The sequence below is a fragment of the Pseudomonas sp. Gutcm_11s genome (genome assembly GCF_028649395.1).
GTDB lineage: Bacteria > Pseudomonadota > Gammaproteobacteria > Pseudomonadales > Pseudomonadaceae > Aquipseudomonas.
The window spans coordinates 20,416-46,292 of sequence record NZ_JAQSUW010000016.1; the positions used below are offsets into that span (position 1 = coordinate 20,416).

General features: G+C 67.1%; 23 protein-coding genes. 12 read left to right on the forward strand and 11 right to left on the reverse strand.

Annotation, left to right across the window (positions count from 1 at the left end):
- The first annotated feature begins 78 nt into the window (after window positions 1-78).
- The 3 genes from PTT45_RS16360 (at window position 79) to PTT45_RS16370 (ending at window position 2,291) form a co-directional block, all read left to right on the forward strand.
- The gene (locus PTT45_RS16360) at window positions 79-1,473 is read left to right on the forward strand and encodes an MFS transporter (protein WP_273814673.1); all 1,395 of its coding nucleotides are present in this window, start codon (window positions 79-81) and stop codon (window positions 1,471-1,473) included.
- Between the two features lie 9 nt (window positions 1,474-1,482).
- A complete protein-coding gene (locus tag PTT45_RS16365) occupies window positions 1,483-1,977 on the forward strand; it encodes a single-stranded DNA-binding protein (protein ID WP_273814675.1) in 495 nt (164 codons plus the stop codon).
- Window positions 1,978-2,132: 155 nt separating this feature from the next.
- Window positions 2,133-2,291, forward strand: a complete 159-nt coding sequence (locus PTT45_RS16370) for a DUF3309 family protein (protein ID WP_043310330.1) — start codon at window positions 2,133-2,135, stop codon at window positions 2,289-2,291.
- A gap of 33 nt (window positions 2,292-2,324) precedes the next feature.
- Here the strand turns inward: PTT45_RS16370 and PTT45_RS16375 are convergent, their stop codons facing one another.
- From PTT45_RS16375 to PTT45_RS16395, 5 genes are all read right to left on the reverse strand, one after another.
- Window positions 2,325-4,718 (reverse strand): TonB-dependent receptor domain-containing protein, encoded by a 2,394-nt coding sequence (locus PTT45_RS16375; RefSeq protein WP_273814676.1) that lies wholly within the window; start codon window positions 4,716-4,718, stop codon window positions 2,325-2,327.
- Between the two features lie 102 nt (window positions 4,719-4,820).
- Window positions 4,821-5,759 carry a FecR family protein gene (locus tag PTT45_RS16380; RefSeq protein WP_273814677.1) on the reverse strand — a complete coding sequence of 313 codons (939 nt, stop codon included), beginning with the start codon at window positions 5,757-5,759 and terminating at the stop codon, window positions 4,821-4,823.
- Window positions 5,756-6,307, reverse strand: coding sequence for a sigma-70 family RNA polymerase sigma factor (locus PTT45_RS16385; RefSeq protein ID WP_273814678.1), 552 nt, complete (start codon window positions 6,305-6,307; stop codon window positions 5,756-5,758). Before PTT45_RS16385 ends, PTT45_RS16380 begins: the two co-directional genes overlap by 4 nt.
- A 128-nt stretch (window positions 6,308-6,435) precedes the next feature.
- Complete coding sequence (locus PTT45_RS16390; protein WP_273814679.1) at window positions 6,436-6,801, reverse strand: response regulator transcription factor; 366 nt, start codon at window positions 6,799-6,801, stop codon at window positions 6,436-6,438.
- 7 nt (window positions 6,802-6,808) lie between these two features.
- Window positions 6,809-8,017, reverse strand: a complete 1,209-nt coding sequence (locus PTT45_RS16395; RefSeq protein ID WP_273814680.1) for a two-component system sensor histidine kinase NtrB — start codon at window positions 8,015-8,017, stop codon at window positions 6,809-6,811.
- A 155-nt stretch (window positions 8,018-8,172) separates the two neighbouring features.
- On the opposite strand from PTT45_RS16395, the gene PTT45_RS16400 reads away from it, so the two are divergent.
- From PTT45_RS16400 to PTT45_RS16415, 4 genes are all read left to right on the forward strand, one after another.
- Window positions 8,173-8,541, forward strand: coding sequence for a DUF2946 family protein (locus PTT45_RS16400; protein WP_273814681.1), 369 nt, complete (start codon window positions 8,173-8,175; stop codon window positions 8,539-8,541).
- Window positions 8,542-8,601: 60 nt separating this feature from the next.
- Window positions 8,602-10,686: a TonB-dependent copper receptor gene (locus PTT45_RS16405; RefSeq protein ID WP_337961742.1), complete on the forward strand. Its 2,085-nt coding sequence runs from the start codon at window positions 8,602-8,604 to the stop codon at window positions 10,684-10,686.
- A 222-nt stretch (window positions 10,687-10,908) separates the two neighbouring features.
- The gene (locus tag PTT45_RS16410; protein WP_273814682.1) at window positions 10,909-11,274 is read left to right on the forward strand and encodes a hypothetical protein; all 366 of its coding nucleotides are present in this window, start codon (window positions 10,909-10,911) and stop codon (window positions 11,272-11,274) included.
- A 132-nt stretch (window positions 11,275-11,406) separates the two neighbouring features.
- Window positions 11,407-13,047, forward strand: a complete 1,641-nt coding sequence (locus tag PTT45_RS16415; RefSeq protein WP_273814683.1) for a methyl-accepting chemotaxis protein — start codon at window positions 11,407-11,409, stop codon at window positions 13,045-13,047.
- A gap of 27 nt (window positions 13,048-13,074) precedes the next feature.
- On the opposite strand, the gene PTT45_RS16420 is transcribed toward PTT45_RS16415, so the two are convergent.
- Window positions 13,075-14,469, reverse strand: coding sequence for a flavin-containing monooxygenase (locus PTT45_RS16420; protein ID WP_273814684.1), 1,395 nt, complete (start codon window positions 14,467-14,469; stop codon window positions 13,075-13,077).
- 243 nt (window positions 14,470-14,712) lie between these two features.
- On the opposite strand from PTT45_RS16420, the gene PTT45_RS16425 reads away from it, so the two are divergent.
- The 3 genes from PTT45_RS16425 to PTT45_RS16435 all read left to right on the forward strand — a co-directional run bounded on the left by PTT45_RS16425 (window position 14,713) and on the right by PTT45_RS16435 (window position 17,773).
- Window positions 14,713-15,099, forward strand: coding sequence for a c-type cytochrome (locus PTT45_RS16425; protein WP_443218202.1), 387 nt, complete (start codon window positions 14,713-14,715; stop codon window positions 15,097-15,099).
- Window position 15,100: 1 nt separating this feature from the next.
- Window positions 15,101-16,486 (forward strand): D-arabinono-1,4-lactone oxidase, encoded by a 1,386-nt coding sequence (locus PTT45_RS16430; protein ID WP_273814688.1) that lies wholly within the window; start codon window positions 15,101-15,103, stop codon window positions 16,484-16,486.
- 72 nt (window positions 16,487-16,558) lie between these two features.
- Window positions 16,559-17,773: a DSD1 family PLP-dependent enzyme gene (locus PTT45_RS16435; protein ID WP_273815258.1), complete on the forward strand. Its 1,215-nt coding sequence runs from the start codon at window positions 16,559-16,561 to the stop codon at window positions 17,771-17,773.
- Here PTT45_RS16435 and PTT45_RS16440 read toward each other — a convergent pair.
- From PTT45_RS16440 to PTT45_RS16460, 5 genes are all read right to left on the reverse strand, one after another.
- Entirely contained in the window at window positions 17,761-18,798 is a 1,038-nt protein-coding gene (locus PTT45_RS16440) for an AraC family transcriptional regulator (RefSeq protein WP_273814690.1), read from the reverse strand. The two genes, PTT45_RS16435 and PTT45_RS16440, sit on opposite strands and share 13 nt — an antisense overlap.
- A gap of 112 nt (window positions 18,799-18,910) precedes the next feature.
- Complete coding sequence (locus PTT45_RS16445) at window positions 18,911-19,522, reverse strand: hypothetical protein (protein WP_273814691.1); 612 nt, start codon at window positions 19,520-19,522, stop codon at window positions 18,911-18,913.
- A 2-nt stretch (window positions 19,523-19,524) separates the two neighbouring features.
- Entirely contained in the window at window positions 19,525-20,982 is a 1,458-nt protein-coding gene (locus PTT45_RS16450) for an aspartate aminotransferase family protein (protein ID WP_273814692.1), read from the reverse strand.
- Window positions 20,979-21,614, reverse strand: coding sequence for a class II aldolase/adducin family protein (locus PTT45_RS16455; protein WP_273814693.1), 636 nt, complete (start codon window positions 21,612-21,614; stop codon window positions 20,979-20,981). The genes PTT45_RS16450 and PTT45_RS16455 overlap by 4 nt, the downstream gene beginning before the upstream one ends.
- The gene (locus PTT45_RS16460; protein WP_273814695.1) at window positions 21,611-23,191 is read right to left on the reverse strand and encodes a xylulokinase; all 1,581 of its coding nucleotides are present in this window, start codon (window positions 23,189-23,191) and stop codon (window positions 21,611-21,613) included. Before PTT45_RS16460 ends, PTT45_RS16455 begins: the two co-directional genes overlap by 4 nt.
- Window positions 23,192-23,310: 119 nt before the next feature.
- Between PTT45_RS16460 and PTT45_RS16465 the strand changes: the two genes are divergently transcribed.
- Entirely contained in the window at window positions 23,311-23,949 is a 639-nt protein-coding gene (locus tag PTT45_RS16465) for a TetR/AcrR family transcriptional regulator (protein WP_273814697.1), read from the forward strand.
- Window positions 23,950-24,091: 142 nt separating this feature from the next.
- Entirely contained in the window at window positions 24,092-25,873 is a 1,782-nt protein-coding gene (locus PTT45_RS16470) for a DUF1302 domain-containing protein (RefSeq protein WP_273814699.1), read from the forward strand.
- Window positions 25,874-25,877 lie beyond the last annotated feature (4 nt).

A 25,877-nucleotide genomic window follows, 5' to 3' on the forward strand; every position in this document is an offset into this window, starting at 1 on the left:
GCTCCGCGTGCCGACAAAACGTCTACAGCCCTTGCCATCACTGATAGAATCGCCGGCCTCTTTGTTCAGGGTTTTTCCATGCACGATCCGCACAGCGAACGCATGAGCGCCAGCGAAACGCGCGCCGCCGGTGGCCTGGCGCTGGTGTTCGCCTTCCGCATGCTGGGCATGTTCATGGTCCTGCCGGTGCTGGCCACCTACGGCACCGACCTGGCCGGCGCCACGCCGGCGCTGATCGGCCTGGCCATCGGCGCCTACGGCCTGACCCAGGCGGTGCTGCAGATTCCCTTCGGCATCATCTCCGACCGCATCGGCCGCCTGCCGGTGATCTATCTCGGCCTGCTGATCTTCGCCGCCGGCGCCGCGCTGGCGGCCAATGCCGACTCCATCTGGGGCGTGATCGCCGGCCGCGTGTTGCAGGGCGCCGGGGCTATCTCGGCGGCGGTGATGGCGCTGCTCTCCGACCTGACCCGCGAACAGCACCGCACCAAGGCCATGGCCATGATCGGCATGAGCATCGGCCTGTCGTTCGCCGTGGCCATGGTGGTCGGCCCGCTGCTGACCCGCGCCTTCGGCCTTTCCGGACTGTTCTGGGCCACCGCCGGCATGGCGCTGGTCGGCATGCTGATCATCGCCCTGTTCGTGCCGCGCGCCTCCAGCGCGCTGCAGCACCGTGAGTCCGGGGTGGCGCGCCAGGCGTTGCTGCCGACCCTGCGCAACGCCGAGCTGTTGCGCCTGAACCTGGGCATCGGCGTGCTGCACGCAATCCTCATGGCCAGCTTCGTGGTGTTGCCGCTGGCGCTGGTCGACCAGGGTGGCCTGGCCAAGGAAGAGCACTGGTGGGTCTACCTCAGTGCATTGCTGATCGGCTTCTTCGGCATGGTGCCGTTCATCATCTACGCCGAGAAAAAGCGCCAGATGAAGCGCGTGCTCTCCGGCGCGGTGCTGGCGCTGGTGCTGTGCGAGCTGTTCTTCTGGATCTTCGGCCACAGCCTGTCGGCGCTGGTGTGCGGCTTCATCCTGTTCTTCACCGCGTTCAACCTGCTGGAGGCCTCGCTGCCCTCGCTGGTGAGCAAGGTGGCGCCAGCCGGCGGCAAGGGCACGGCCATGGGCGTGTACTCCACTAGCCAGTTCCTCGGCGCCGCCGTGGGCGGCATTCTGGGGGGCTGGTTGTACCAGCATGGCGGTCTCGCCTACGTGTTCGTCGGCTGTGCGCTGCTGGGGCTTCTCTGGCTAGCGGCAGCTGCTACTATGCGCGAGCCGCCTTATGTGACCAGCCTGCGCCGGCCGCTCACGGCCCATGCCGTGGCCGATAGCGCACTGGTGGGGCGACTCCTCGCGATACCTGGCGTCAGCGACGCCATCGTGGTGGCCGAGGAGGCCGCGTTGTACATCAAAGTGGACACCCAACAATTGGACCGCGTGTTGCTCGAGCGAGTGCTCGAAGAGGCCGCGGAGACGCATTCAGCTTAGGAGAACGAAATGGCCCGTGGGGTTAACAAAGTCATTCTGATCGGCAACGTCGGCGGCGACCCGGAAACTCGCTATCTGCCCAATGGCAACGCGGTGACCAACATCACCCTCGCCACCACCGACAGCTGGAAGGACAAGCAGACCGGCCAGCAACAGGACCGTACCGAATGGCACCGCGTGGTGTTCTTCGGCAAGCTCGCCGAGATCGCCGGTGAATACCTGCGCAAGGGCGGCCAGTGCTACGTTGAAGGCCGCCTGCAGACCCGCGAGTGGGAGAAGGACGGCGTCAAGCGTTACACCACCGAGATCGTGGTCGACATGAATGGCACCCTGCAGCTGCTCGGTGGCCGTGGCAACAACAGCGAAGGCGGCGGTGAATACGCCCCGCGCCAGCAGCAGTCGCGCCCGGCCCCGCAACAGTCCGCGCCGCGCCCGGCACCGCAACCGGCCGCCCAGCAGCCGGCCCCGGACTACGACAGCTTCGACGACGACATCCCGTTCTAAGTCGCGCCGCGTAGCACGAAGAGAGCCCGCCTTTTGGCGGGCTCTTGCATTTCCGGGTGCTGCAAATAGTCCGAACCGCGACGGCGGCGGGTGGGTCGACATCTGTGTAAGGCCACTGAGGTATCGCCTCGCGGCCCAACTACGAGGAAGCTGCCATGACCCTGGGAACCATACTGCTGCTCGTCCTGATCCTGCTGCTGATCGGTGCCATTCCGGCCTGGCCGCACAGCCGCGCCTGGGGCTACGGCCCCTCCGGCGGCATCGGCCTGGTAGTGGCGATCGTGCTGATCCTGCTACTGCTGGGATATGTCTGAACGGGTGCCGCCCCTCGCGGGGCGGCGTGCCTGTCAGTAGGTGAGGTCGAGGGTGGTGCCGACCACCCGCTCGCGGCCGACCGAGGCGAACTGGCTACCCGGTTCGTCGTAGCGATACAGGTAGTACTCCTCGTCGGTGACGTTGTTGGCCCACAGGGTCACGCGCCACTGATCGCCGGCATAACCGGTGCGCAGGTTGAGCAGGGTGTAGACCGGCATACGGTCTTTCTCCGCCCCTTCCAGCAGTGAGCGCGAAGTGGTGCTGCCGGTGTACTTGAGATCGCCACCGACGAACCAGCCACTGTGGTGTTGGTAGTCGGCGCCCAGCGCCGCAGTCCACTCGGGTGCCTGCGGGAAGGCTTCGCCGGCCAGGTCCAGCGGCACACCGTTCTGCACGAAGTAGAACTCGTCGAATTCGGTCTTGGCCAGGCCGAGCGAGGCGAAGGTGTCCAGGCCTTCCAGCGGCAGATAACCCAGCTCGATCTCGAAGCCGTCAACGTGCGACTTGCCGGCGTTGATCACCACGTCGCTGGTGAAGTCGCCAGGGATCTGCGGCACGTTGACCTGCTGATCGTCCCAGTCCAGGTGGAACAGGTTGGCGTTCAGGCGCACCTTGCCGTCGGCCCACAGCGAGCGGTACGACAGCTCGTAGTTCCAGGCGTACTCGGCGTCGTAGTCATACACCTCTGAGGTCACGTAGTTGGTCGCGGTGCCGCCACCACGGTAGGCGCGTTGCACGACGAAGCCGACGTTCTGCTGCTTGTCGATCTGGTACTGCACGCCGAGCTTGGGTAGCCAGGCGTCGTAGCTGGTGTCGCCGCCGCTGTTGAGGCTGCTGATAGGCGTGCCGCTGGCATTGTCCACGCGGCGGTTGTCGGCCTTGTAGTCCTGCTTCTCGTAGTCGTAGCGCATGCCGCTGATCAGCGTCCACTGCTCGGTCAGGTGCCAGTTCATCTCGCCGAACAGGGCGTAGTTGTCCACCTCGTTCTTGCTGCGGTCGCGGCGCTGGTAGGTTTCCCAGGGGCGTTGCTGATCGCGACGGCCCTTCTCCTCGCCGGTGTTGAGGTAGACGCCGGCCACTGCCGAGTACTGTGTGTTGTCCCAGTTCAGGCGCAGCTCCTGGGCGATCTCCTTCTCGTCGAATTCGCCGGTGGTGCCCAGGTCGACCGAGGGGCGACTGGTCTCGGTCTTCACGTGAGTGGTCAGCGAGGTCAGCGCCAGGCCTTCGCCGAGCGGCTGGGTGATTTCCAGGCCGGTGTTGTAGTTGATGGTGCTGCGCGCCTCGGTGAACAGCGCGCTGCTCTGGTGGCCCCATTCACGGTCGAAGTAGTCGACGCCGCCACTGGGGCCGTCGACATCGTTGTAGGCCGGCGAGTCGTAGCTCTTCGAGTGGCTCAGCAGCACGCGCACGCCATCTTCGCCGTGCGGCTGGAACAGTAGCTTGCCGCGCACCTGCCAGTAGTCGTCGTCCTTGCGCTCGTCGAGGCGCGGCATGCCCTCGAAGAAGGGGTAGTCGATGCCGCCATCGGCATGGCTGCGCTCGGCGGCCAGGCGGAAGGCCAGTTTGTCCTCGACCAGCGGGCCGGAGACCATCGCTGCATAGCCATGGGTATCGAGGCTGCCGGCGGTGCCGCGGGCGGCGCTTTCCCAGTGGTAGGTCGGGTCCTTGGATTCGATGCGGATGGCGCCGGCCAGGGCGTTGCGGCCGCTGGTGGTGGATTGCGGGCCGCGCAGCACCTCGACCTGTTCCACGTCCCACATGCCCAGCGCACCGCGCCGCGCGCCCTGCATGGTCTGCGCCACGCCATCGACATACACGGTGGCCAGCGGGCGCCCGGCCGGGCCACCCACGCCTTCGGAGTTGATGCCGCGGATGATGTAGCCGGAGTCGGCCCAGTCGGCGTCGCGCACGTTGGCCATCATGCGGAAGGCATCTGGCAGGTTCTGGATGCGTGCCTGTTCGATGCGCGCGGCGTCGACCACGGCCACGCTGCTGGTGGTCTGCTGCAGATCGCGCTCAATCTTCTCGCCGGTGATCAGGATGGGAGAAAACTCCAGCGCCTCGCCAGCGGCGGAGGAGGCAGCGGCCTGCAGGGTGACGGTACGTGCACCGGTGAAGCGATAGCTCAGGCCGGTACCGGCGAGCAGTTGCTGCAGTGCCTGCTGGCGGTCCATGCGGCCGCTGACCGGTTGCGAACTCAGGCCCTGGGTCAGGCCGGCGTCATACAGCACCTGGGCGCCACTGGCGATGCCGAAGGCACTGAGGGCCTCATCTAGGCTCTGTGCAGGGATGTCGAAGCTGAGCTGCTCGTTCTGTTCGGCAGCGGTCTCGGCGGCCCAGGCAGCCGGAGCCGAGATCAGCAGGCTGGAGCAAGCGAGCAGGATTGAGCTCGCCAGGCGGGTCCTGAGCGGAAATGGTGTTGGCATTGTTATCTCCCCGGTGAATCGTCAAATAGGTGCAGATGAAAAGCGTTCCTATTCGATAGACGTTAGCCGAGGCACGGACCCGCAATGGCAGACGCAGATTTTTTAGCGCAGCACGATCCAGCCGCCAGGCAGGCGGGTCTCGCTCAGCCCCAGGCTGCTGCGGATATGCGCGAGCGCCTCGTCGGGGCGCTGCAGATGGAACACGCCGCTGACTGGGCGGCGCGCGGTTTCAGCGTCGGCCAGGACGATGCGGCCAGTACGGTAGCGGTTCAGTTCGTCGACCAGTTCGGCCAGCGGGCGTTGCTTGAACACCAGCAGGTCCTGGCGCCAGGCCAGGGCTTCCTGGCTGTTGACCGGCGCCGGCGCGCTGCTGGTGCGGGTGTCGTAGCGCAGCTGCTGGCCGGCCTCCAGGCGCCGAGGTGGCTGGTCGGCCAGGCGCACGGCCACTACGCCTTCGCTGCAGGTCACGCGTACGCCGGCGGGCTGGTGGCGAACCTCGAACACCGTGCCCAGGGCGGTGACGCTGCCGTTGTCGGCCTCGACCACGAACGGCCGGCTGGCGTCGTGTTGCACATGGAAGACGGCGGCGCCGCCGCTCAGCACCAGGCGCCGGCGTTCGGCGCTGAAGTCCAGGTCGAGGCGGGTGCGGGCGTCCAGCTCGACGCGGCTGCCGTCCTCCAGGACCACTTCACGGCGCTCGCCGACGCGGGTGCTGACATCGGCGAGCCAGGCCTGGCCGTCGACATGTTGCCCGGCCTGCAACCAGGCGAAGCCGAGCAGCAGGGCGCAGGCTGCTGCCAGCCCACCACCCAGTAGACGTCGCCCTGGTGTGCGGCGTGGCGTGGCGGCCGGCAGCTGGCCTAGTTGCTTCCACAGCTGCGTCGCTTCCTTATAAGCGCGCATATGCTCTGCGCTGGTGGCGCACCATTCGCGCAGGGCGCGGGCGTCTTCGGCCGTGGCCTGGCCAGAGGTGAGGCGCGCCACCCAGGCATTGGCCTGGCGGGTCAGCTCGAGCGAGTCGGTGGGAGTAACTGGAGTCATGGTGTCGGCATTGTATCGTGGCGTGCTGGTGCCAGGCCTTCGCTCTGCTGCCTCAGGCGCAGGGCGCAGTGATCGAGGGCGCGGCGTACCTCCAGCTCGACGGTGCGCAGGCTGACGCCGAAGCGCTGGGCCAGCACCTTGTGCGGCTGGCCTTCGAGGCGGGCGGCGAGGAACAGCTCGCGGCGCCGCGCAGGCAACTCTTCGAGTATCTCGGCCAGGCGCTGCAGCTGCTGCTGGTCGGAGGTCGCCTGCTCGGCGTTGGGGGCCTCGTCGGGGACTTCCAGCAGCGACTCGATTTCCAGCGGATCGAGCAGGCGGCGGGCGTTGGCGCGGGCGTCATCGATGGCCAGGTTGGTGGCCATGCGGCGCAGGTAGGCCAATGGGTTGTCCACCAGCTCGCCGGATTGCAGGCGGTTGAGCTTGAGCCAGGCGTCCTGCAGCAGGTCTTCGGCGGTGGCGCTGCAGCCGGTGCGCCCGGTCAGGTAGCGGACCAGGTTGCGGCGCTCGGCGATGAAGCAGGCCAGGAGGGAAGGGTATTGCTGCGACATCGCCGGGAAAGGGTCCAGACCTGCAGGAAAGTCGTCGACAGCTTAGCGATTCACGGAAGCAGACTCAATTGCCAGTCATTCTCGATTGATCGCAGTGCGCGTCGTGAGAGGGTGCGTGCTGATCGAACTCAGTTACCCGGCCCGACCAGCGCGCAGACCTTGGCGACCATCTGTGAGACTTCGAAGGGCTTGTCGAACACCGCGGCGAACAGGTCGGGGGTGGCCCGGCCGAGGTTGCCGTGGGCGCCGCTCATGAGCAGGATCGGCAGCTCGGCCGCGCTGAGGCGGCTGCGGATCGCCTGGGCCAGTTGCAGGCCATTCATCTGCGGCATCATGAAGTCGGTGATCACCAGCGAGGGCTGTTCCAGCTCCAGCAGTTCCAGGCCGTGCTGGCCGTCGCCCGCCTTGACCACCCGATAGCCCTGGTCCTCCAGTGCATAGCCGAGCATGTTGGCGATCAGATGCTCGTCATCGACTATCAGGATGGTCTTCATGGTTGTCTCATTCGTACGTCTTGATATCGGTCAGGCCAGCGATTCCATGCTCGGGTTCATTATTTCGTGAGGCCTGCGCCCACAGGGCGCTGGCTGGCAGATAGATGGTCACGCTGGCGCCCTGTCCGAGCTCGCTCTGCACGCGCACCGAACCGCCGGCGTTGCGTGCGAAGCCGTAGACCTGGCTGAGGCCGAGGCCGGTGCCCTTGCCGAATTTCTTGGTGGTGAAAAAGGGTTCGAAGATGCGCCCCTGCAGCTCGGTGGACATGCCGGGGCCGCAGTCGATCACCGAGAGCAGCACGAAGTCACCGCGCAGATCGTCCCAGTCACCACTCAACTGGCTATTGCGCACCTGCAGGCGAATCTGGCCGCGGCACTCCATGGCGTCGCGGGCGTTGAACACCAGGTTGAGCAGGGCCATTTCCAGCTGGTTGGGGTCGACCATCACCGGGTGTGGCATGTCGTCGAGTTCCAGCGCCAGGTCGATGCCTTCGGGCAGCGCCTGGGCGAACAGGGCGGAGGTGGCCTTGAGGGTTTCTGTCAGATCGAGCAACTGCGCCTGCGGTGCACGCCGCCGGGCGAAGGTCAGCAGGTTGGCGGTCAGCTCGCGGCCACGCAGGCCGGCTTCGTGGATGTTTTCCAGCAGGGTCTGGATGCGCTCGGGGTTGCTGCTGCGCCGGGCCAGGTCGCTGGAGCCGATGATCACCGTGAGCAGGTTGTTGAAGTCGTGCGCCATGCCGCCGGTGAGCTGGCCGAGGGCTTCCATCTTCTGCGCCTGGAACAGCTGCGAGCGGGCCTCGTCCAGATGGAGCTGGGCCTCGTGGCGCTCGGTGATGTCGCGGGTGATCTTGGCCAGGCCGACCAGGTTGCCGGCGTCGTCATGGATGGCGTCGAGCACCACCAGCGCCCAGAAGCGCGAGCCGTCCTTGCGCAGGCGCCAGCCCTCGTCATGGGCGCGGCCCTCGCGCAGGGCGGTGGCGATCAGCCGCTCTGGCTTGCCCTGGCGGCGGTCTTCCTCGGGAAAGAACATGCTCAGCGACTGGCCGATCACTTCGTCTGCCCGATAGCCCTTGATCCGTTCCGCCCCGGTGTTCCAGGTCATGATCCGGCCTTGTGGGTCGAGCATGTAGATGGCGTAGTCGACCACGGCCCGGACGAGCAGCTCGTAGCTGTGTTCGGTCAGGCCGCCGGAGAGGCGCTGGGGTTCATCGCTCATGCTGTTCTCGATGCGGTTCAGGGGCACCGCTGAGTATGCAGTGTAGAGCCATGAGATGAGCACTGTCTGCTGCCCGCCAGCCGGTTGCCGGCGGGTGCGACGCCTTGTCCGCAGCAGCCTCGCCTGGCATCGACTAGAATCCGCGACAAAGAAGGATGCCCGCCCTGAATCCACTCAGCCGTAACTTCCGCGATTGGCTCTATGCCTTTGCCCTGGTGGGTATGCTCCTGCGTGTGAGCATGCCGCTGTGGGCGCTGCCGCAGATGAGCGAAGGCGGCTTCATGCTGATGTGTACTTCGCAGGGCATGCAGTGGCAGCTGGGCGAGGAGGGCAAGGCGGGGGCGTCCCACCAGATGCCCTGCGTGCAATGTGGCGCGCACGTCGCCAGCCTGCAGTTCTTCCCGTTCACCCCGCCCGCACCCGCCGTCGCGCCGGCACAGCGCCCGCGCTTCGCCGAGGCACTGAGCCTCAGCCCGCCGTTCCTGGTCGCGCCGCCCGGCAGGGCACCACCGTCGCTTTCCTGAAGTCGCCATCAGTCGCCCTCGTCGCGAGGGCATAGTGCTGTTCATCATTCAGGAAACACCATGACTCCATCCGTTTTCGTGCCGACACGTGCCGGGCGCCTGCCGTTCGTTCTCTCCGCTCTGACTCTGGCCATGGCCATGCCGACCTTCGCCGAGGAGGCCGCCGATGCCGAGCTGGCCCCCAGCGTGGTCACCGCCGTGCAGCAGAGCTCGCCGCTGACCGTGATCGCCAACCCCAAGGACGCCCGCCAGCCGGTGCCGGCCAGTGATGCCACCGACTACCTGAAGACCATCCCCGGCTTCTCCGCCATCCGCAGCGGCGGCAGCAATGGCGACCCGGTGTTGCGCGGCATGTTCGGCTCGCGCATCAACCTGCGCACCAATGGTGGCCTGATGCTCGGTGCTTGCCCCTACCGCATGGACGCGCCGAGCTCCTATATCTCGCCGGAGACCTTCGACAAGCTGACCGTGATCAAGGGCCCGCAGACCGTGCTCTGGGGGCCGGGCGCCTCGGCCGGCACCGTGCTGTTCGAGCGTGAGCCGGAGCGCTTCGGCGAACTCGGCAGCCGCCTGCATGCCAGCGTGCTGGCCGGCTCCAACGGGCGCTTCGACAAGGTGCTGGATGGCGCGCTCGGCGGCGAACAGGGCTACCTGCGCTTCACCGGCAACCAGGCCCAGGCCGACGACTACGAGGATGGCGACGGCGATACCGTGCCGTCGCGCTGGAAGAAGTGGAACGGCGACCTGGCCATCGGCTGGACGCCGGATGCCGACACCCTGATCGAACTGTCCGCCGGCCGCGGCGACGGCGAGGCGCGCTACGCCGGGCGTGGCATGGACGGTGCGCAGTTCGAGCGCGAGAGCCTCGGCCTGCGCTTCGAGAAGTCCAACCTCGGCGGCGTGCTCGACAAGCTGGAGGCGCAGCTCTACTACAACTACGCCGACCACATCATGGACAACTTCAGCCTGCGCGTGCCGGACCCGACCAGCATGATGGCCGGGCCGATGGCGTCCCAGGTCGACCGGCGCACCGTCGGTGGACGCTTCGCCGGCACCTTCGTCTGGACCGATGTCGAGCTGGTGGCCGGTGTCGATGCGCTGCGCAGCGAGCACCGTGAGCGCAACTCCGACTACGACATGATGAGCGATACCTATACCGACACCGACCGCTTCCCCTGGAGCAAGGATGCGGTGATGCACAACTACGGCGCCTTCGCCGAGCTGACCTGGCAGGTCGCCGAGCGCCGCCGGGTAGTGAGCGGTGCGCGGCTGGACCGCGCCTCGGCCAAGGATTATCGGCAGAGCATCGGCGGCATGATGATGAGCATGCCCAACCCGACCGCTGACGAGACCCGTGCCGAGACCTTGCCGAGCGGCTTCGCCCGCTACGAGTACGACCTGGCCGGCTCGCCGACCACTCTCTACGCCGGCCTCGGCCACGTGCAGCGCTTCCCCGACTACTGGGAGCTGTTCTCGCCCAGCCGCGGCCCGGCCGGCGAGGTCAACGCCTTCGACGGCATCGAGCCGGAGAAGACCACCCAGCTCGACTTTGGCGTGCAGTACGCCGGCGAGGGCCTGCAGGCCTGGGCCTCCGGCTACGTCGGCCAGGTGCGCGACTACATCCTGTTCGACTACAGCGCCGGCGCGATGGGCGGCTCGCGGGCCGACAACATCGACGCACGCATCATGGGGGGCGAACTGGGCGTGGCCTACGACCTCAGTCATCACTGGAAGACCGACGCCACCCTGGCCTACGCCTGGGGCAAGAACAGCTCGGACGGCGAGGCCCTGCCGCAGATGCCGCCGCTGGAGGCGCGCCTCGGCCTGACCTACGAGCAGGGCGCCTGGAGCACCGGCGCGCTGTGGCGCCTGGTGGCGGCGCAGAACCGGGTCGACGAGGGCAAGGGCAACGTGGTCGGCCAGGACTTCGGCAGCAGCGCCGGCTTCGGCGTGTTCTCGCTCAACGGCGCCTACCGCTTCAGCGACAACGTCAAGCTCAGCGCCGGCGTCGACAACCTGTTCGACAAGGATTACGCCGAGCACCTCAACCTGGCTGGCGATGCCGGCTTCGGCTACCCGGCCGACCCGGTGGCCATCGACGAGCCGGGCCGCACCCTGTGGGCCAAGGTCGACTTCGATTTCTGAGCCATCACCGCGCTGACCGGAGCCCGCCGCAAGGCGGGCTTTGCATTTGTGCACCGTGCAATCTGCACAGCGCATCGGCACGGTCGTGCATTCTGCATGCTGTCATTCTGCCGTTGCTCTTACCTAACTCGATGATTGATATGGAGTTTTTCTTTATCCCGAAATTGGCACAGGCGCTGCACTGGCAAAGGTCCTGACACATACACAATAGGGAGAAGAACGATGCAACTCGCAATCAAGGAATTCTTCGACGCCTTTCCAGCCCACAAGGTTTCGATCGCTCCGCGCCCGGATGGCATGTTGCTGCTGACGCTGCGCAAGCCGAACGAGGTGCCGCTGAGCAAGGCCATCGACAGCGCCGCGATCTTCAACCGCGACAGCGTGCGTGAGCTGATCTTCGATGTGACCCTGAGCCTCAAGCTGGCCAACGGTCAGAGCATCGACAAGGACGACGGCGACCGCTGGGGCCTGCGCGACCTGCCGACCTTCACCGGCAACCCGATTCACGTCACCGCCTCGCGCCTGCTGGTGCACAAGCGCAAGCAGGAGCTGATGCAGAAGCAGCGTCGCGAGGCGCTGGCGGTCTGAGACTACGCGCTGCGGCATGGCGGCCCCGCGGGTTGTCAGGCAATTGGCCACTAAAGATTTCCTGACGACAACCGCCACAGTAGGGAGGCCGCCGCCAGTCGCGGCCCTTTACCATCGGATGGAACTGCCGTCATGCCGCTGCGCAACCTCAGCCTGCAAACCAAGCTTTTGCTGGCTTTCACCCTGGTCAACCTGATCAGCATCGCCGCCTTCATCAGCTACGCCCAATACGCCAAGTCCCAGGACATCCGTGCGCAGATGGACAACCGCCTGCGTGCTGCCGCGCATGCCGTGCCGCGCCTGCTCGGTGACGACTACCTGGAGCGCGCGCGCAGCGCCGATGGCCTCAAGGAGGGCGAATACCTCGGCCAGGTGCACAACCTCGGCGAATACGCCTCCGAGGTGGACCTCAAGTACGCCTACACCATGATGGTGGATGGCTCCGGCCAGGTGTACTACCTCTCCGACGGCGCCAGCCCCGATGACATCGCCGCCGGCGAATACGCCAAGCACCTGGAGCACTACTCCGATGCCAGCCCGGCAGTGACTGCCGCCGCACGCAGCAACCAGGTGCAGTTCGACGAATACACCGACAGCTACGGCAGCTTCCGCTCGATCTTCCTGCCGCTGCGCACCGCCGGCGGCCAGCCCTTCGTGGTCGGTGTGGACGTCACCCTGGACAGCCTCGACCAGGCCATCAGCGACGGCCTGCAAAGCCTGCTGCTGATCGGCGCGGCCACCCTCGGCGTCGGCCTGCTGCTGTCCTGGCTGGCGGCGCGCATGCTGGTGCATGGCATCCTCCAGCTCACCGGCCAGCTCAACCGCATCGCCGACAACCGCGACCTGTCGCGGCCGATCGCGCTGGTCAGCGGCGACGAACTGGGGCAGATGGGCGAGCGTCTGTCGGGCCTGCTGCACGACCTGCGCCAGACCCTGTCCGGCGCCTCCGGCATGGCCGACAGCAACCAGCAACTGGCCGACACCTTCCTGCTGCGCGCCGACGACATCACCCGGCAGATCCAGCAGGCCGCCAGCCAGTTGGCCGATGTCGACCAGCACGGCCAGTCGATCCAGCACGCGGCCGGGCATTCCTCCAGCCTGGCCGGCGCCGTGCGCGCCAACCTGGAACGCGCCAGCGGCGAGATGAGCCGCGCTCACCACGAGCTGCAGCGGCTGATCGGCGATGTGCACGGCAGCACCTCGGCCAACGTCGAGCTGGCCACCGACCTCGACGGGCTCAGCCGCGAGGCCGAGCAGATCGGCCAGGTGCTGCAGATGATCGCCGGCATCTCCGACCAGACCAACCTGCTGGCGCTCAACGCCGCCATCGAGGCCGCCCGCGCCGGTGAGGCCGGGCGTGGTTTCGCCGTGGTGGCGGACGAGGTACGCAAGCTGGCCAGCCAGACCCAGGCGGTGCTCGGCGATGCGCACCAGGTGATCGACAAGGTCACCGGCGCGATCCGCGTCATCGCCCAGCGCATGGGCAGCACCGCCGAGCGCTCCCGCGCCCTGGCCGGCGACGCCGACGAGGCGCTGGAGGCACTCGATGCGCTGGTGCAGCAGATGGGCCAGGTCAGCAACACGGTGGACCAGGCGCTGGCCAGCAGCGAGGAAATCCAGCACGCCGTGGCCGACATGTCCGGCCGCCTCGGCGGCATGCGCGACGCCTTCGAGCACACCCGCCAGGACGTCGACGAAATCAACCGCTCCGCCGCCGAGCTGGGCGACACCGCCCGCGCGCTGAAGGGCGGGCTGGGTGTGTTCCGTACCTGATCAGAGCGGCGCTCTGATTGGCGCCGTTCACCCAACCGGCTGCGCATGCAGCGCAGCGGAAGGGAAGTCGGTAGGTCGGCGCAGGCTGGCGTAGTAGCCCTCGTCCAGCTCACCCCAGCCCATCTGCCGGCGCAGTTTGCGCAGGTGGGTCTTCAGCGCGTGCACCTCCAGGTACACCTCGTGGCGCTGGGATTTGACGAAGTCGATGCCGCCCGAAAGGTCCGGATCATCCGTGGCGATCAACTGCTCGAACTGCCGCGCCTGCTCCGGGCGCTGCAGCTGGTCGCGCAGGTAGCTGGCGATGGCGTGGGCCTCGTTGTCGAACAGCTTGTAGGCGCTGGAGTTGGTTTCCAGGTAGCCGATGCCGAACAGGTTGTGGTGCTGGCGGCTGAAGATCGACAGGTACAGCTGCGGGCGTCCGCTCTTCCATTCGAAGTAGTCGGCGGCGTACTTGCAGCTCCACTGGTAGCCGGTGGCGTAGAGCGCCAGGTCGATGCGTTCGCGGCTGCCGTCCTTGAACACCGCATGGTCGCCGTCGAAGTGGTCGAGATCGGGCTTGGCCTGGATGTCGCCGTGTTGCAGGTAGTGCAGCAGCTGGGTGTTCAGCAGCGGGTGGCTTTCGAACAGTTTGTGGTCCGGTCTGGGCAGACCGAAGCGGGTCAGGTCGCCGTTGATCACCCGCAGGAGCGCCTGGAAGATCGGCCGCACCAGCCAGATCGGCAGCTGCGGGCCCTTCTCGCTGACCTCGTCGGACGGCAGGCCGAATAGGTGTTTGGGGATGAAGTGGTAGCCGCGGCGCAGGCTGATAAAGGCTTTGTCGGCATGGGTGGCCGCGTCGCAGGCGATGTCCGCTCCGGAGTTGCCGGCGCCGATGATCAGCACGCGCTTGCCGCTGAATTCGGCGGCCTTCTTGTAGGTCGCCGAGTGGCGGATCTCGCCGTTGAACTGGCCCTTGATGGCCGGCATGTTCGGGTCCCAGTTGCAGCCGGTGGCGCAGACCACTGCGCGGTAGCTGCGCCGTTCGCCGTTGCCGAGGGTGACCAACCAGCGGCCGTCGTCACGCTTTTCCACCTTGCTCACCGCGGTGTTCAGGCGGATGCCGGCATACAGGTCAAAGGCCTGGGCGAAGGCGCGGACGTACTCGAGGATCTGCCGGTGGCTCGGGTAGTCGGGGAAGTGCTTAGGCATGGGGAAGTCGAGGAAGCCCGAGAGGTCGCGCGAGGAGATGAAGTGCGCGGACTCGTACATCGGCGTGCCCGGATTGGTTATGTCCCACACGCCGCCGACGTCGCTGTGGCGTTCGAACTGTTCGTAGGCCAGACCCTGGCGCTTCAGCGCGCGGGCCATGCACAGGCCGCCGGGGCCGGCGCCGATGATGCACACGGCATCGCCGCAATCCTGGATGTCGTTCGCTGTGCTCACGGGGCGCTCCGCTCGGGGTGTTGGCGATGCATTCACGTTAGCCAAGCCGATGCCGCTCCGGCAGGGGAGCGATGGCCGCGAAAGAGGGCAGCAACGGCCAGTCGACTGCTTCTGTCGCGACGTTGTGAGCGCATCGGGTGTTGGCCGTTTACCGGTTCCTGGCTGGCCGTTTGAGACCTCATACGCCATGCGTCGCTGCTTTAGTGTGGCGCTATCGAGATGAGCTGAGACTCGGAGAGGACTATGCAGGCAGGGCGAAACAGGGGTTGGCGCGGTTGGGCCATGGTGCTGGGGCTGGGCGCGCTGCTGGCCGGTTGTGGCGGTGACGATGCGCCGCAGGCGCAAGCCGCCGCCGGGCAGGGCGTGCCGCAGGATGCGGCGCTGGCGCAGCTGTACGGCGCCAGCTGCAAGCAGTGCCATGCCAACCCGGCCGCCGGCGCGCCGCTGACCGGCGATACCCTGGCCTGGGAACCGCGCCTGGAGAAGGGCATGGATACCCTGCTGGACCACAGCATCAACGGCTTCCAGGGCATGCCGCCGCTGGGACTGTGCATGCAATGCACGGAGCCGGACTTCCGCGCGCTGATCGAGTTCATGGCCGCCGCGCCGCAGCCTGCGGAGGGCCACTGATATGGTCTCCCGTCGTCAGCTGTTGCAACGCGCCAGCCTGCTGGGCGCCTGCCTGGCCTTGCCGGGCCGCTCGCTGTGGGCCGCAGAAACGCCGCGCCCCATTCCCTGGCGCAACTGGTCGGGCGTGCAGAGCTGCCTGCCGCTGGAGCGTCTGGCACCGAAGAATCTGGACGAGCTGGTGCAGGTCATCCGCAAAGCCTCGGGCAAGATCCGCCCGGTCGGCTCGGGGCATTCCTTCAGTGCGCTGGTACCCACCGACGATACCCTGCTGTCGCTGAGCAACTTCGCCGGGCTGCTGGCGCATGACGCGCAGACCCTGCAGGCGGAGTTCGGCAGCGGCACGCCGATGTCGACCATGGGCGCGCCGCTCAAGGAAGTCGGCCAGGCGCTGATCAACATGGCCGACACCGACTACCAGACCCTGGCCGGAGCCATTGCTACCTCGACCCACGGTACCGGTATCGGCTTCGGCTCCTACTCCTCCAACGTCTGCGGCTTGCAGCTGGTCAGCGCCGCCGGCGAGGTGCTCGACTGCAGCCGCGAGCAGAACCCCGAGCTGTTCAATGCAGCGCGCGTCTCCCTCGGCGCGCTGGGCGTGGTGACCAAGGTGCGCATGCAGAACCGCGCCGCCTTCCGTCTGCGTGAGCGCCAGTGGCTGGGCAAGACCGAGGAGTTGCTGGAGGACATCGACAACCTCAAGCGCGATAACCAGCACTGGGAAATGCTGGTGGTGACCCACTCCGACTACGCGCTGTCGGTGGCGCTGAACGAGACCGAGGACCCGAGCACGCCGCCGGTGCCGCCGGACGAGGAGGGCGGCAACGGCTTCATCGACATCATCGAGGGGCTGGACAAGCACCTGAGCGACTCGCCCGGCCTGCGCCGCAGCCTGCTCAACAACATGCGCCACCTGGCCAGCTTCGACGACCGGGTGGACGCGTCCTACGAGATATTCGCCAACGTGCGCAACGTGCGCTTCAACGAGATGGAGTACTCGGTTCCGGCCGAGCACGGCCCGGCCTGCCTGCGCGAGATCCTCAAGCGCATCGACGACGGCAACCTGCGCACCTGGATGCCGGTCGAGTACCGCTACGTGAAGGCCGACGACATCCCCCTGAGCATGTTCGAGGGGCGCGACAGTTGCGCGCTGTCAATCCACCAGCACCACTCGATGGACCATCGCGACTTCTTCGCCGCCATCGAGCCGATCTTCTGGAAGTACGGAGGGCGGCCGCACTGGGGCAAGCTGCACAGCCTGGGCGCGCGCCAGCTGGCGGCGTTGTATCCGCGCTGGAAGGAGTTCACCGAACTGCGCCGGGACATCGATCCGCATGGGCGCTTCGTCAATGCGCATCTGGCCGGGCTGTTCGGCCTCAACATCGGATAAGGAACGGCGATGAAGCGACGCACTCTAGTGCTGGCCGGCCTGGGCGCCGGTGGTCTGCTGGCCGCTGCCTGGCTGCGTCCGGGTGACCGGGGCCAGCCGCACGATGCCTACTTCCAGGCGCTGAACCAGGAGCTCAAGGCCAACGGGCCGATGCGCCCGAGCCTGCTGATCGACCTCGACCGCCTCGATCACAATATCGAGGTGGTGCGCCAGTTCCTCGCCCGTAGCGGCAAGCAGCTGCGCCTGGTGGAGAAGTCGCTGCCGGCGCCCGGTCTGCTGCGCTATATCGGCGAGCGCATCGGCACCCGCAAGCTGATGTCCTTCCACCAGCCGTTCCTCAATCACGATGCGCGGCTGTTCCCCGAGGCCGACATCCTGCTCGGCAAGCCGCTGCCGGTACGCTCGGCGCAGCTGTTCTACCAGCAGCACAGCGGCCCCTTCGATCCGGCGAAGCAGCTGCAGTGGCTGATCGATACCCCCGAGCGCCTGCAGCAGTACCTGGAACTGGCCCGGGGGCTGGGTACGCGGCTGCGCATCAACATCGAGCTGGATGTGGGCCTGCACCGTGGCGGCGTCAGCGATACGCAGACGCTGGGGCAGTTGCTGCAGCTGATTGCGGATAACCCGCAGCAGCTGGAGTTCGCCGGGTTCATGGGTTACGACCCCTTCGTCGGCATGAACCTGCCATCGGTGCTGGGCAGCCAGGACGAACTGCTGGCCAAGGTGATGGCGCTGTATCAGGGTCATGTCGATTTCACCCGCCAGAAATTCCCGGCGCTGTGGCGCGAGGGCCTGACCCTGAATACCGCCGGCAGTCCCAGCTACCGCGCCCATGAGCACGAGACGCTGAGCAGCGAGGTGGCCATCGGCACCGGCCTGCTCAAGCCCAGTCACTACGACCTGCCGTCGCTGGCCGAACATCAGCCGGCGGTGTATATCGCCACGCCGGTGCTCAAGCGCACGGGGGCGTTGCGTATTCCGGCGCTGGACGAGAAGTCGCGGTTGTTCGCCTGGTGGGACGTCAACCAGCGCGAGACCTTCTTCATCTATGGAGGCAACTGGCAGGCCGACCTGGCTTCGCCGGTCGGGCTGCAGCTGAGCGGCCTGTACGGGCGCAGCTCGAACCAGGAGCTGGTCAATGGCTCGCCCGCGGTGGGCCTGGCGGTGGACGACCAGGTGTTCCTGCGCCCGACCCAGAGCGAGGCGGTGTTGCTGCAGTTCGGCGATCTGCTGGCCGTGCGCGGCGGCAAGATCGTCGAGCGCTGGCCGGTGTATCAGGACTCCTGAGCGATCCGCTGCTTCGCTGTGCGTGGCGTCACCCCGGTCCAGCGCTTGAAGGCGCGGCGGAAGTTGCGCACGTCGCTGAAGCCGGTTTCGCTGGCCACGTCGATCAGCCGGCTGTCGCGGTGGCTGAGCAGAGCCAGGGCCTTGGCCCGGCGCACGGAGTCGACGATGCCGTGGTAGGACAGCCCGGCCTCGTCGATGCGCCGGCGCAGCGTGCGTTCGCCGAGGTTGAGTTGCTGCGCCAGCTCGGCCAGTTGCGGCGGGCGGCACAGGCTCTTGCGCACCTCGCGCTGGATGGTCTCGATCAGGTCGGAGCTGCCGTGCTGCTCCCAGCGCGCGCTGTCTAGCAGCTCGGCGATCTCGGCGGCCACGTAGTCGTCGCGGGTCGGTAGCGGCAGCTGCAGCCAGCTCGCGTCGAAGGCGATCAGGTTGTGCCCGGCACCGAACTTCACCGGGCAGCGGAATATGTCCGCGTAGCGCTGCCAGTGTGGTGGCCGCGGGTATTCCAGCTCGATGCGGTCGATGATCAGGTCCTGGCCGGACAGGTGGCGGACGATGGCCTGGGCGCTGGCGAAGGCTTCTTCCAGGTAGAACACCGCCACTTCCGGATCGAAGAAGCGCGTGGTGGCGAACACCAGGCAGCGTTCGCCGCGCAGCTCCATCTCGCAGTCGAGCAGGGCGCCGGTGTGGCGCTGGTAACGGATGGCGAGGTCGAGCGCCTCGCCGAGTGTCGGGCTGGCCAGCATGGCCATGCCCACCAGGCCCCAGGATACGGCGGTCTGCCGATGGCCCACGGCCAGGCCCAGGCCGCTGTCGCCCAGGCTGTGCAGGGCGCGGCGCACCAGCAGGTAGCTCTGCCGGTAGGACAGGCGATAGTCGGGCTTCTTCAGGTCGTCGGGCTCGAAGCCCAGGCCTCGGCAGAGCATGGCCGGGTCGCGGCCGACGGCGGCTACGTGCTGCAGCAGGAAGCGGGAAATCTGCGGCGGGGCCGAGGCCTCCGAGTAACGCGGATCGTCGATGGGTTTCATGGACACGCTCCCAGCAGGGAAGTCGTTGAGTGGCGGCGGGCGCCTTGTTCTTGTTATGCGGCGCGCTCCTGCGCGCCGGTCTTGCATAGTTAGCACGGCCTAGTGCACCGGGCTAGTAGGCGCCCAGCTCGGCGGCCTGCTCGCCAGCGGCATGGTTGCCGGCGGCGCGGGCCTGGTCCTGGCGCAGGCGCTGGCCGGCGATCAGGCGCACCCACCAGGGCACTTTCTTCACCCGCTCGCCGCCCAGGCGCGCCAGCACATAGGCCATGGCGCATTTCTCGAACAGCTCGGCATTGAACAGCATGCGGTTGCGCGTCACGCCCAAGGCCAGCAGGCGGCCTGCGAGTGGCCCGGCGTTGCCGCCGCCGGCCAGCAGGCTCGGCAGACGCTCGACCGTGGCGGGCGCCCAGGAGCGACCGATATGCCGCGCCTGTTCGTCGAACACCGACGGCATGGCCTCGCCGAGCTGCTGCAGTTGCAGGCTCCAGCGCGGGCTGAGCAGCGCCGCCGCACCGATGTCGCCGCGCAGGCGATAGAGCCGAGCGTGCAGGCCGGCCACGCCATCCTCGCTCTGGCCCAGGTCGACCTCGCGCGGCGCCTCGCCGTAGACCTGCAGCAGGATGCGCCCGGTGCCGGGCAGCAGCAGCGAGAGGCTGTCGCCACCGTCGTTGAACAGGCCCTTGGCGGCCAGGCGCTGGCTGGCCTGGAGCAGTTCGTCGTGCATGTTCATACCAGTTTGAACACGTCTTCGAAGCGGTTCAGCGCCTCGTCGATGATTTCATCGGTGTCGGCCGCGCTGGTGTACATGCGGCTGCCGGCCAGGGTCACCAGGCCGTGGGCCATGTAGGCGGCGCCCATCTCTTCCATCATGTGCTTGCGCGGGTTGACCTCGCGCAGCAGCTGGATCGGGTTGCGCACGTTGAGCAGCAGCACGCCGGAAGTCTGCAGGTGCACCACTGAGCCCTGGTTGTAGACCACGTAGGGCAGGCCCAGGCGTTCGATGATCTGGCCTAGGCCGGCGGTCAGGCGGTCACCGGCGCGGCCGGCGACGGCCGGGGCGTTGCGCCGCTCGATTTCCAGCAGGCTGTGGTAGCCGGCCACGCAGGACAGCGGGTTGGCGGTCAGGGTGCCACCGACGAAGGCGCGCTTGGTCTGCTTGCCGCCGATGCCTCCGGCCAGCAGCATCATCACCTCGCGACGCCCGCCGATGCCGCCGGCCATGGGGTAGCCGCCGGTCAGGCACTTGCCGAAGATGGTCAGGTCGGGCAGCACGTTGAAGTAGCCCTGGGCACCGGACAGGCCGACGCGGAAGCCGCTGACCACCTCGTCGAAGATCAGCAGCGCGCCGAACTCGTCGCACAGCTTGCGCAGGTTGGCGTTGAACTCGCGGTGTGCCGGGCGGGTGCCGCTCTCCGGGCCCAGCGGCTCGACGATGATCGCCGCGGTGCCGCCGCGCAGGCGGTTGATCTGCAGGCGCCGGCGGATGGCGGCCAGGTCGTTGGGGAAGCTCTCCTGGGTGTGCGAAGTGGCGCCGCGCGGAATGCCGATGGCCTCGCGCCGGCCGGTGCCGGGAATGCGCATGCCGTACACCAGCTGGTCGCTCCAGCCGTGGTAGGCGCCGCCGATCTTGATCACCCATTTCTTGCCGGTATAAGCGCGGGCCAGGCGGATCGCCCCCATCACCGATTCGGTGCCGGAGGAGAGCATGCGGAACATCTCCACCGACGGCACCATGCGGCAGACCTGCTCGGCCAGCTTGACCTCGTACTCGTGCAGCAGGCCGGTGACCGGGCCGCAGTCGCGCAGGGTCTCGATCACCTTCTCCTGCACCACCGGGTCGTTGCTGCCGAGCAGGGTTGGGCCGCCGGCCTGGAGGAAGTCGATGTAGCGGTTGCCGTCGACGTCTTGCAGATGCGCGCCTTCCGCCTTGTTCATCGCCAGCGGGAAGGGATAGTTGAACGCCAGGTTGTGCTGCACTCCGCCGGGGATGACCGCGCAGGCCTGCTCGGCCAACTGCTTGGAGGTGCGGCAGTTGTTCTCGAAGTAGCCGAGCACCTTGTCCATGTGCTCGCGGCGGATCGGCCGGATCGGCTGCTTGATCAGCGTCTTCAGGCGCGCGTCGATGGCATCGGTATCCGGCCAGTGGCTGATGCCGGAGGTGGGCAGTTCGGTGGAGGCGTTCATCGCAGATCCTCTTCTAGGAATTCGAGCGTCTGTCGGTACAGGCGGTTATCGGGTTGCGCAGCCAGGGCGCGGCGGAACCAGGCGATGGCTTCCTGCTCCAGCAGCCGCACCACGGTGCAGGCGTCTTCCAGGGTGGCGCCGAGGCAGACGGCGCCGTGATTGCGCATCAGGTAGGCATTGAGGTCGGCGCGCACGCGCTTGCCGACATTGCTGGCCAGCCAACTGGTGCCGGAAGGCGCATAGGCGCACATCGGTACCTCGGCGCCGATCAGCCGGCGCGCCTCGGCACCGTGCATCGGCAATGGTCGGTCGAGCAGGGTGAAGGCGCTGGCCACCGGCTGGTGGGTATGCACGCTGGCCATGCAGTCCGGCCGCGCCTGCAGCGCGCGGGCGTGCAGGCCGCTCTCCACCGAGGGCTTGCCGCCACCTGCGAGCTGCTCGAGGTTGTCCAGGCGCAGCACGCAGATGTCGTCCGCGGTCATCGCGTAGTAGTCGCTGGCCGAGGGCGTGACGGCGAAACGCTCGGCGTCGATGCGCAACGCCAGGTTGCCGCCGACACCGGCCAGGTAGCCCTGGTCGGCCAGGGCGACGGCGGTGCGCACCACCGCCTCGCGGGCTTCGCGCTCGTTCATCGTGGGTCTCCATGGAGCTTGGCGTAGAAGGGCGCCAGCGCTTTGTGCGCGGCGCGGAAGGTGGCGTAGCTGTCGGTGTAGCGCTGGCGGTGCGCGGCCTGCGGCTCGAAGCGGCGGCGGATGGCGACCCGCTCGGCGAGATCGGAAAACTTCAGTGCGCCGATGCCGACTCCGGCAAGGAACGCGGCGCCGCGGGCATTGGCCTGGATCGGCTGCTCGGGCTGCAGCACGGTCATGTCCAGTACGTCGGCGAAGACCTGGCTCCACACATCGGACTGGCCGCCGCCACCGACCAGGGTGATGCTGTCCGGCCGGGTGCCGAGGAAGCTGCGCACCGATTCCATCATCCAGCGGGTGTTGAGCGCCACGCCCTCGAGGAAGGCGCGCACCATGTCTTCGCGGGCATGCTCCAGGCTCAGGTTGAGCAGGCCGGCGCGCAGATGGCTGTCGTCCACCGGGGTGCGTTCGCCCATCAGCCAGGGCAGGTAGAGCAGGCCGCGGGCACCGGCCGGCACGCCAGCGGCGATCTCGTCGAGGATGCGGTAGACGTCCGGGCCGGCCTCGTTCTGCAGCAGGGCATCTTTGGCGTAGAGGATGCGGTCGCGCAGGAAGCTGAGGTTGGCGCCGGCGGCGGACTGCATGGCCATCATCAGGTAGCGGTCGGGCAGGGCGCAGGGCACGGCGGCGATCTGCCTGAACACGTCGGTCTTCTTCTGCGCCACGTGGGCGCCGATCCAGGACGAGGTGCCGACGTACAGGTGCAGGGCGTGGTCCGCCACGGCGCCGGAGCCCAGCGCCGATGCGGTGTTGTCCACCGCACCGGCCACCACCGGCAGACCGGCGGGCAGGCCGAGCTTCTCGGCCACGGTCGGGCGCAGCGGGCCGAGGATGTCGCTGCAGCGCACCAGCTCCGGCAGCTGTTCGCGGCGTAGCCCGGCCAGGCGCAGCAGGCCGTCGTCGTAGCGGATGTTGGCCGGGTCGCGGTTGTCGGTGACCCAGGTGGTCAGCGCCGAATCCACGGTGGCGGCGATGCGCCCGGTCAGGCGCAGGTTCATGAAATCGAGGACGTTGAGGAACTTGTCGGTGCGCGCGTACAGCTCCGGCATCTCCTCGCGGATGAAGGCGATGTGGCCGAACGGGTCCTTGCCGGACAGCGCCGGCGCGCCGCCGGTGAGGCGCAGCCAGCGCCACAGCTTGAGCGGGTCGTAGCCGGCCACGCGCGGCAGGGCACCGCCGACCTGGCGCTGCACCGCGGCCTGGCCGCGCATGTCCATGTACAGCATGGCGCGGGCCAGCGGATTGCCGTCGCGGTCCACCGGCAGGGTGCCTTCGCCCTGGCAGGAGCAGGCCAGCGCGACGATGTTCGAGCGGGTGATCTCGGGGCGCTGCAGCACCTCGGCGGCGCTTTCCTCGAAGGCGCGCCACCAGTCTTCCGGGCACTGTTCGACGCCGGCGCCGGGCAGCAGGTGGTTGCTCACCGCGCGGAAAGCGAAGGCACGCACGTGGCCATCCAGGCCGACCAGGGCGGTCTTGCAGCCAGAGCTGCCAAGGTCCACGGCCAGTACCAGTTCACTCACGATTTTTGTCTCGTTTGCATCGGCCTCTTTCCATTCTGCGAGAGTCGCGCTAAAACATAAGCATTGCTCATGTTTTCGAGAATGCTGTGGCCAACAAAACCTTGTCAAGCACCCCCGAGGTGAAACCCAAAGCACCGCGTGCTCCCAAGCAGGAGCGTAGCCAGGCGCGCTTCGAGTCGATCCTCAAGGTCGCCCTCGAACTGATCGCTGCACGCGGCTACGAGGCGGTATCGATGCGCGAGATCGCCCGCGAGGCCGGTCTGCCGATCGCCTCGCTGTACCTGTATTTCCCGACCAAGCTGGCCATCGTCAAGGAGGTCTGGCAGCGCTACACCAGCAGCGTCAGCGAGCGTCTGGAAGAGGATCTCAAGCTGATCGTCGACCCGGCCAGCAGCGCTGATGCCGGCCTGCTGATCGAGCGGCTGATCGACCTGATGGTGGAGATCCAGATCAGCCATCCGGGCTTCGTCGAGGTGTGGGGTTGCGTGGCGGCGGCGCCGGAACTGCGCGAGCTGAACCAGGCCGACACTCTGGCCACCGCGGGCATGGTCGCCACGGCGATCCTCAGCGCTCATCCGAATGTCGATCCGGAGCAGGCCGAGGGCCTGGCGCTGGTGCTGTGCGAGGGCGGCAGCTCGGTGACCAAGCTGGCCCTGACCCTGCCGGCCGAGCAGCGCCAACAGCGGGTTCAGCAGCTCAAGCGCACCCTGCAGTTCATTTACACCAGCAGCCTCGAGGCCTTTGCCCGGCAGGCGTAGCAAGTGCTGCGCAGAGTGCCGCACGGCACCTGTGTAGAAATGTTTCAAGGGCCCTTTCGGCGTCTCTTTTTGTCCGCCTCGGCCCCATGGAGGTTTTTGCAAGTCGGCTAGTTTCGCCACATCACCGCTAGGGGACAGCAGCATGTCGCATAACAAGAGCAAGATAGCGCTGGCAGTTGGGATAGGAATCTGGGGGATACAGGCCCAGGCGTTCGAGATCGACACCGGGCCGAATGTCACCACGTCGCTGGAGAGCGTCGCCGAGTTCACCTCGGTGTACCGCACCAGTTCGCCCGAGCACATCGAGCAGGGCGGGCAGAACGTCTTCATCAACAACAACGACGGTAGCGAGTACTACGACACCGGCTTTGTCTCCAACGAATTCAAGCTGACCTCGGAGCTGCATGTGCGCACCGAGCAGGACGGCATGTTCGTGCGCGGCACCGCCTGGTACGACACCCAGATCATGGATAACGATCCCACGGGTGACGGCTTCGCAACGCATAACACCGACAGCGACGAGCGCTATCCCTCCGATCTGAAGAACCGTTCCGGCCATCGCGCGCGCCTGCTCGACGCCTACCTCTACACCAACCGCTACATCGGCGAGCACCCGGTCAGCCTGCGTTTCGGCCGTCAGGTGATCAACTGGGGCGAGGGCATCTTCTATGCCGACGGCCTCAACGTGATCAACCCGGTGGATATCGGCCGCGTGGTGCTGCCCAACGCCAGCTTCAAGGACGCGCTGCTGCCGACCAACATGATCTCCGGTCAGTTCGGCCTGACCGACCAGCTCAACGTCGAGGCGTTCTACGGCCTGGAGTGGAAGGGCCACGAACTGATCCCCACCGGCGCCTTCCTCAACAACCAGGACTACTTCGGCAAGGGCAGCAACGGCGTGCTGGTCGACCTGCGCGGCGAGCTGGGTCCGCTGGCAGAGCTGGTGCCGGGGCTCAATGGCGAGAACGGCATCGTCGCCGGCGCCCGCTACGGTCGCGAGCACGACGCCCGCGATGACGGCCAGTTCGGCGTGGCGACGCGCTATCTGGTGGAGGACTGGAACAACACCGAGTTCAGCCTCTACTACCTCAACTACCATAGCAAGGTGCCGTTCCTGAGCGTTAAGAAAGGCAATTCCTTTGCCTGCAGCAGCGGCACGGCCGGCCAGTTCAGTGGCTTGTGCGGCCTGGGCCTGGACTCGGTGGTCGACGGCCTGGCCCTGCTCGACAGCACCTACTACGACTTCATCTATCCCGAGGACATCCGCCTGTTCGGCCTCAGTGTCTCCGGCACCGTGGGCGACACCAGCGTCGCCGGTGAGCTGACCTACCGGCCCAACGCGCCGCTGGAACCGGCGATGACCTACGAGCTGGAACAGATGGCCGAGGGCGCCCTGGGGGGCAATGGCGCCAGTGGCGGCAGCATCGACCTGGGCGAGTTCGGCGACGGCTCGGCCAACGACCCGCGCCGCTACATCGACTTGTACAAGCGCGACGAACTGTTCACCGGCTCGCTGTCCACCATCCACACCTTCGGCCCCACCGCCGGCATGGATGACCTGATGTTGCTGGCCGAGGCCGCCTTCAACTACATCCCCGGCAGCCTGCTGGATACGCCGAACTACGCCTACCTGGACTCCTTCGCCTGGGGTTACACGGTGAACTTCTCCGGCCTGATCCAGGATGTGCAGCCCAACTTCGACCTGATGCCCGGCATCACCTTCCGCCAGGACGTGTCCGGTACCTCGCCGGCGCTCAACGAGAACTTCATCCAGGGGCGCAAGTCCGCCACCCTCGAACTGGGCGGCAAGTACGGCCAGAAGCTGGCCGGCAAGCTGGCGTACACCTCGTTCTGGGGCGCGCGTAAGGACAACGCGCTGATCGACCGCGACCACGTCGCCTTCAACGTCTCCTATTCCTTCTGACGGC

Coding starts and splice junctions, on each gene's coding strand:
- PTT45_RS16360 (WP_273814673.1), top strand. CDS start 79: ATGCACGATCCGCACAGCGAACGCATGAGCGCCAGCGAAACGCGCGCC.
- PTT45_RS16365 (WP_273814675.1), top strand. CDS start 1,483: ATGGCCCGTGGGGTTAACAAAGTCATTCTGATCGGCAACGTCGGCGGC.
- PTT45_RS16370 (WP_043310330.1), top strand. CDS start 2,133: ATGACCCTGGGAACCATACTGCTGCTCGTCCTGATCCTGCTGCTGATC.
- PTT45_RS16375 (WP_273814676.1), bottom strand. CDS start 4,718: ATGCCAACACCATTTCCGCTCAGGACCCGCCTGGCGAGCTCAATCCTG.
- PTT45_RS16380 (WP_273814677.1), bottom strand. CDS start 5,759: ATGACTCCAGTTACTCCCACCGACTCGCTCGAGCTGACCCGCCAGGCC.
- PTT45_RS16385 (WP_273814678.1), bottom strand. CDS start 6,307: ATGTCGCAGCAATACCCTTCCCTCCTGGCCTGCTTCATCGCCGAGCGC.
- PTT45_RS16390 (WP_273814679.1), bottom strand. CDS start 6,801: ATGAAGACCATCCTGATAGTCGATGACGAGCATCTGATCGCCAACATG.
- PTT45_RS16395 (WP_273814680.1), bottom strand. CDS start 8,017: ATGAGCGATGAACCCCAGCGCCTCTCCGGCGGCCTGACCGAACACAGC.
- PTT45_RS16400 (WP_273814681.1), top strand. CDS start 8,173: ATGCCCGCCCTGAATCCACTCAGCCGTAACTTCCGCGATTGGCTCTAT.
- PTT45_RS16405 (WP_337961742.1), top strand. CDS start 8,602: ATGACTCCATCCGTTTTCGTGCCGACACGTGCCGGGCGCCTGCCGTTC.
- PTT45_RS16410 (WP_273814682.1), top strand. CDS start 10,909: ATGCAACTCGCAATCAAGGAATTCTTCGACGCCTTTCCAGCCCACAAG.
- PTT45_RS16415 (WP_273814683.1), top strand. CDS start 11,407: ATGCCGCTGCGCAACCTCAGCCTGCAAACCAAGCTTTTGCTGGCTTTC.
- PTT45_RS16425 (WP_443218202.1), top strand. CDS start 14,713: ATGCAGGCAGGGCGAAACAGGGGTTGGCGCGGTTGGGCCATGGTGCTG.
- PTT45_RS16430 (WP_273814688.1), top strand. CDS start 15,101: ATGGTCTCCCGTCGTCAGCTGTTGCAACGCGCCAGCCTGCTGGGCGCC.
- PTT45_RS16440 (WP_273814690.1), bottom strand. CDS start 18,798: ATGAAACCCATCGACGATCCGCGTTACTCGGAGGCCTCGGCCCCGCCG.
- PTT45_RS16445 (WP_273814691.1), bottom strand. CDS start 19,522: ATGCACGACGAACTGCTCCAGGCCAGCCAGCGCCTGGCCGCCAAGGGC.
- PTT45_RS16450 (WP_273814692.1), bottom strand. CDS start 20,982: ATGAACGCCTCCACCGAACTGCCCACCTCCGGCATCAGCCACTGGCCG.
- PTT45_RS16455 (WP_273814693.1), bottom strand. CDS start 21,614: ATGAACGAGCGCGAAGCCCGCGAGGCGGTGGTGCGCACCGCCGTCGCC.
- PTT45_RS16470 (WP_273814699.1), top strand. CDS start 24,092: ATGTCGCATAACAAGAGCAAGATAGCGCTGGCAGTTGGGATAGGAATC.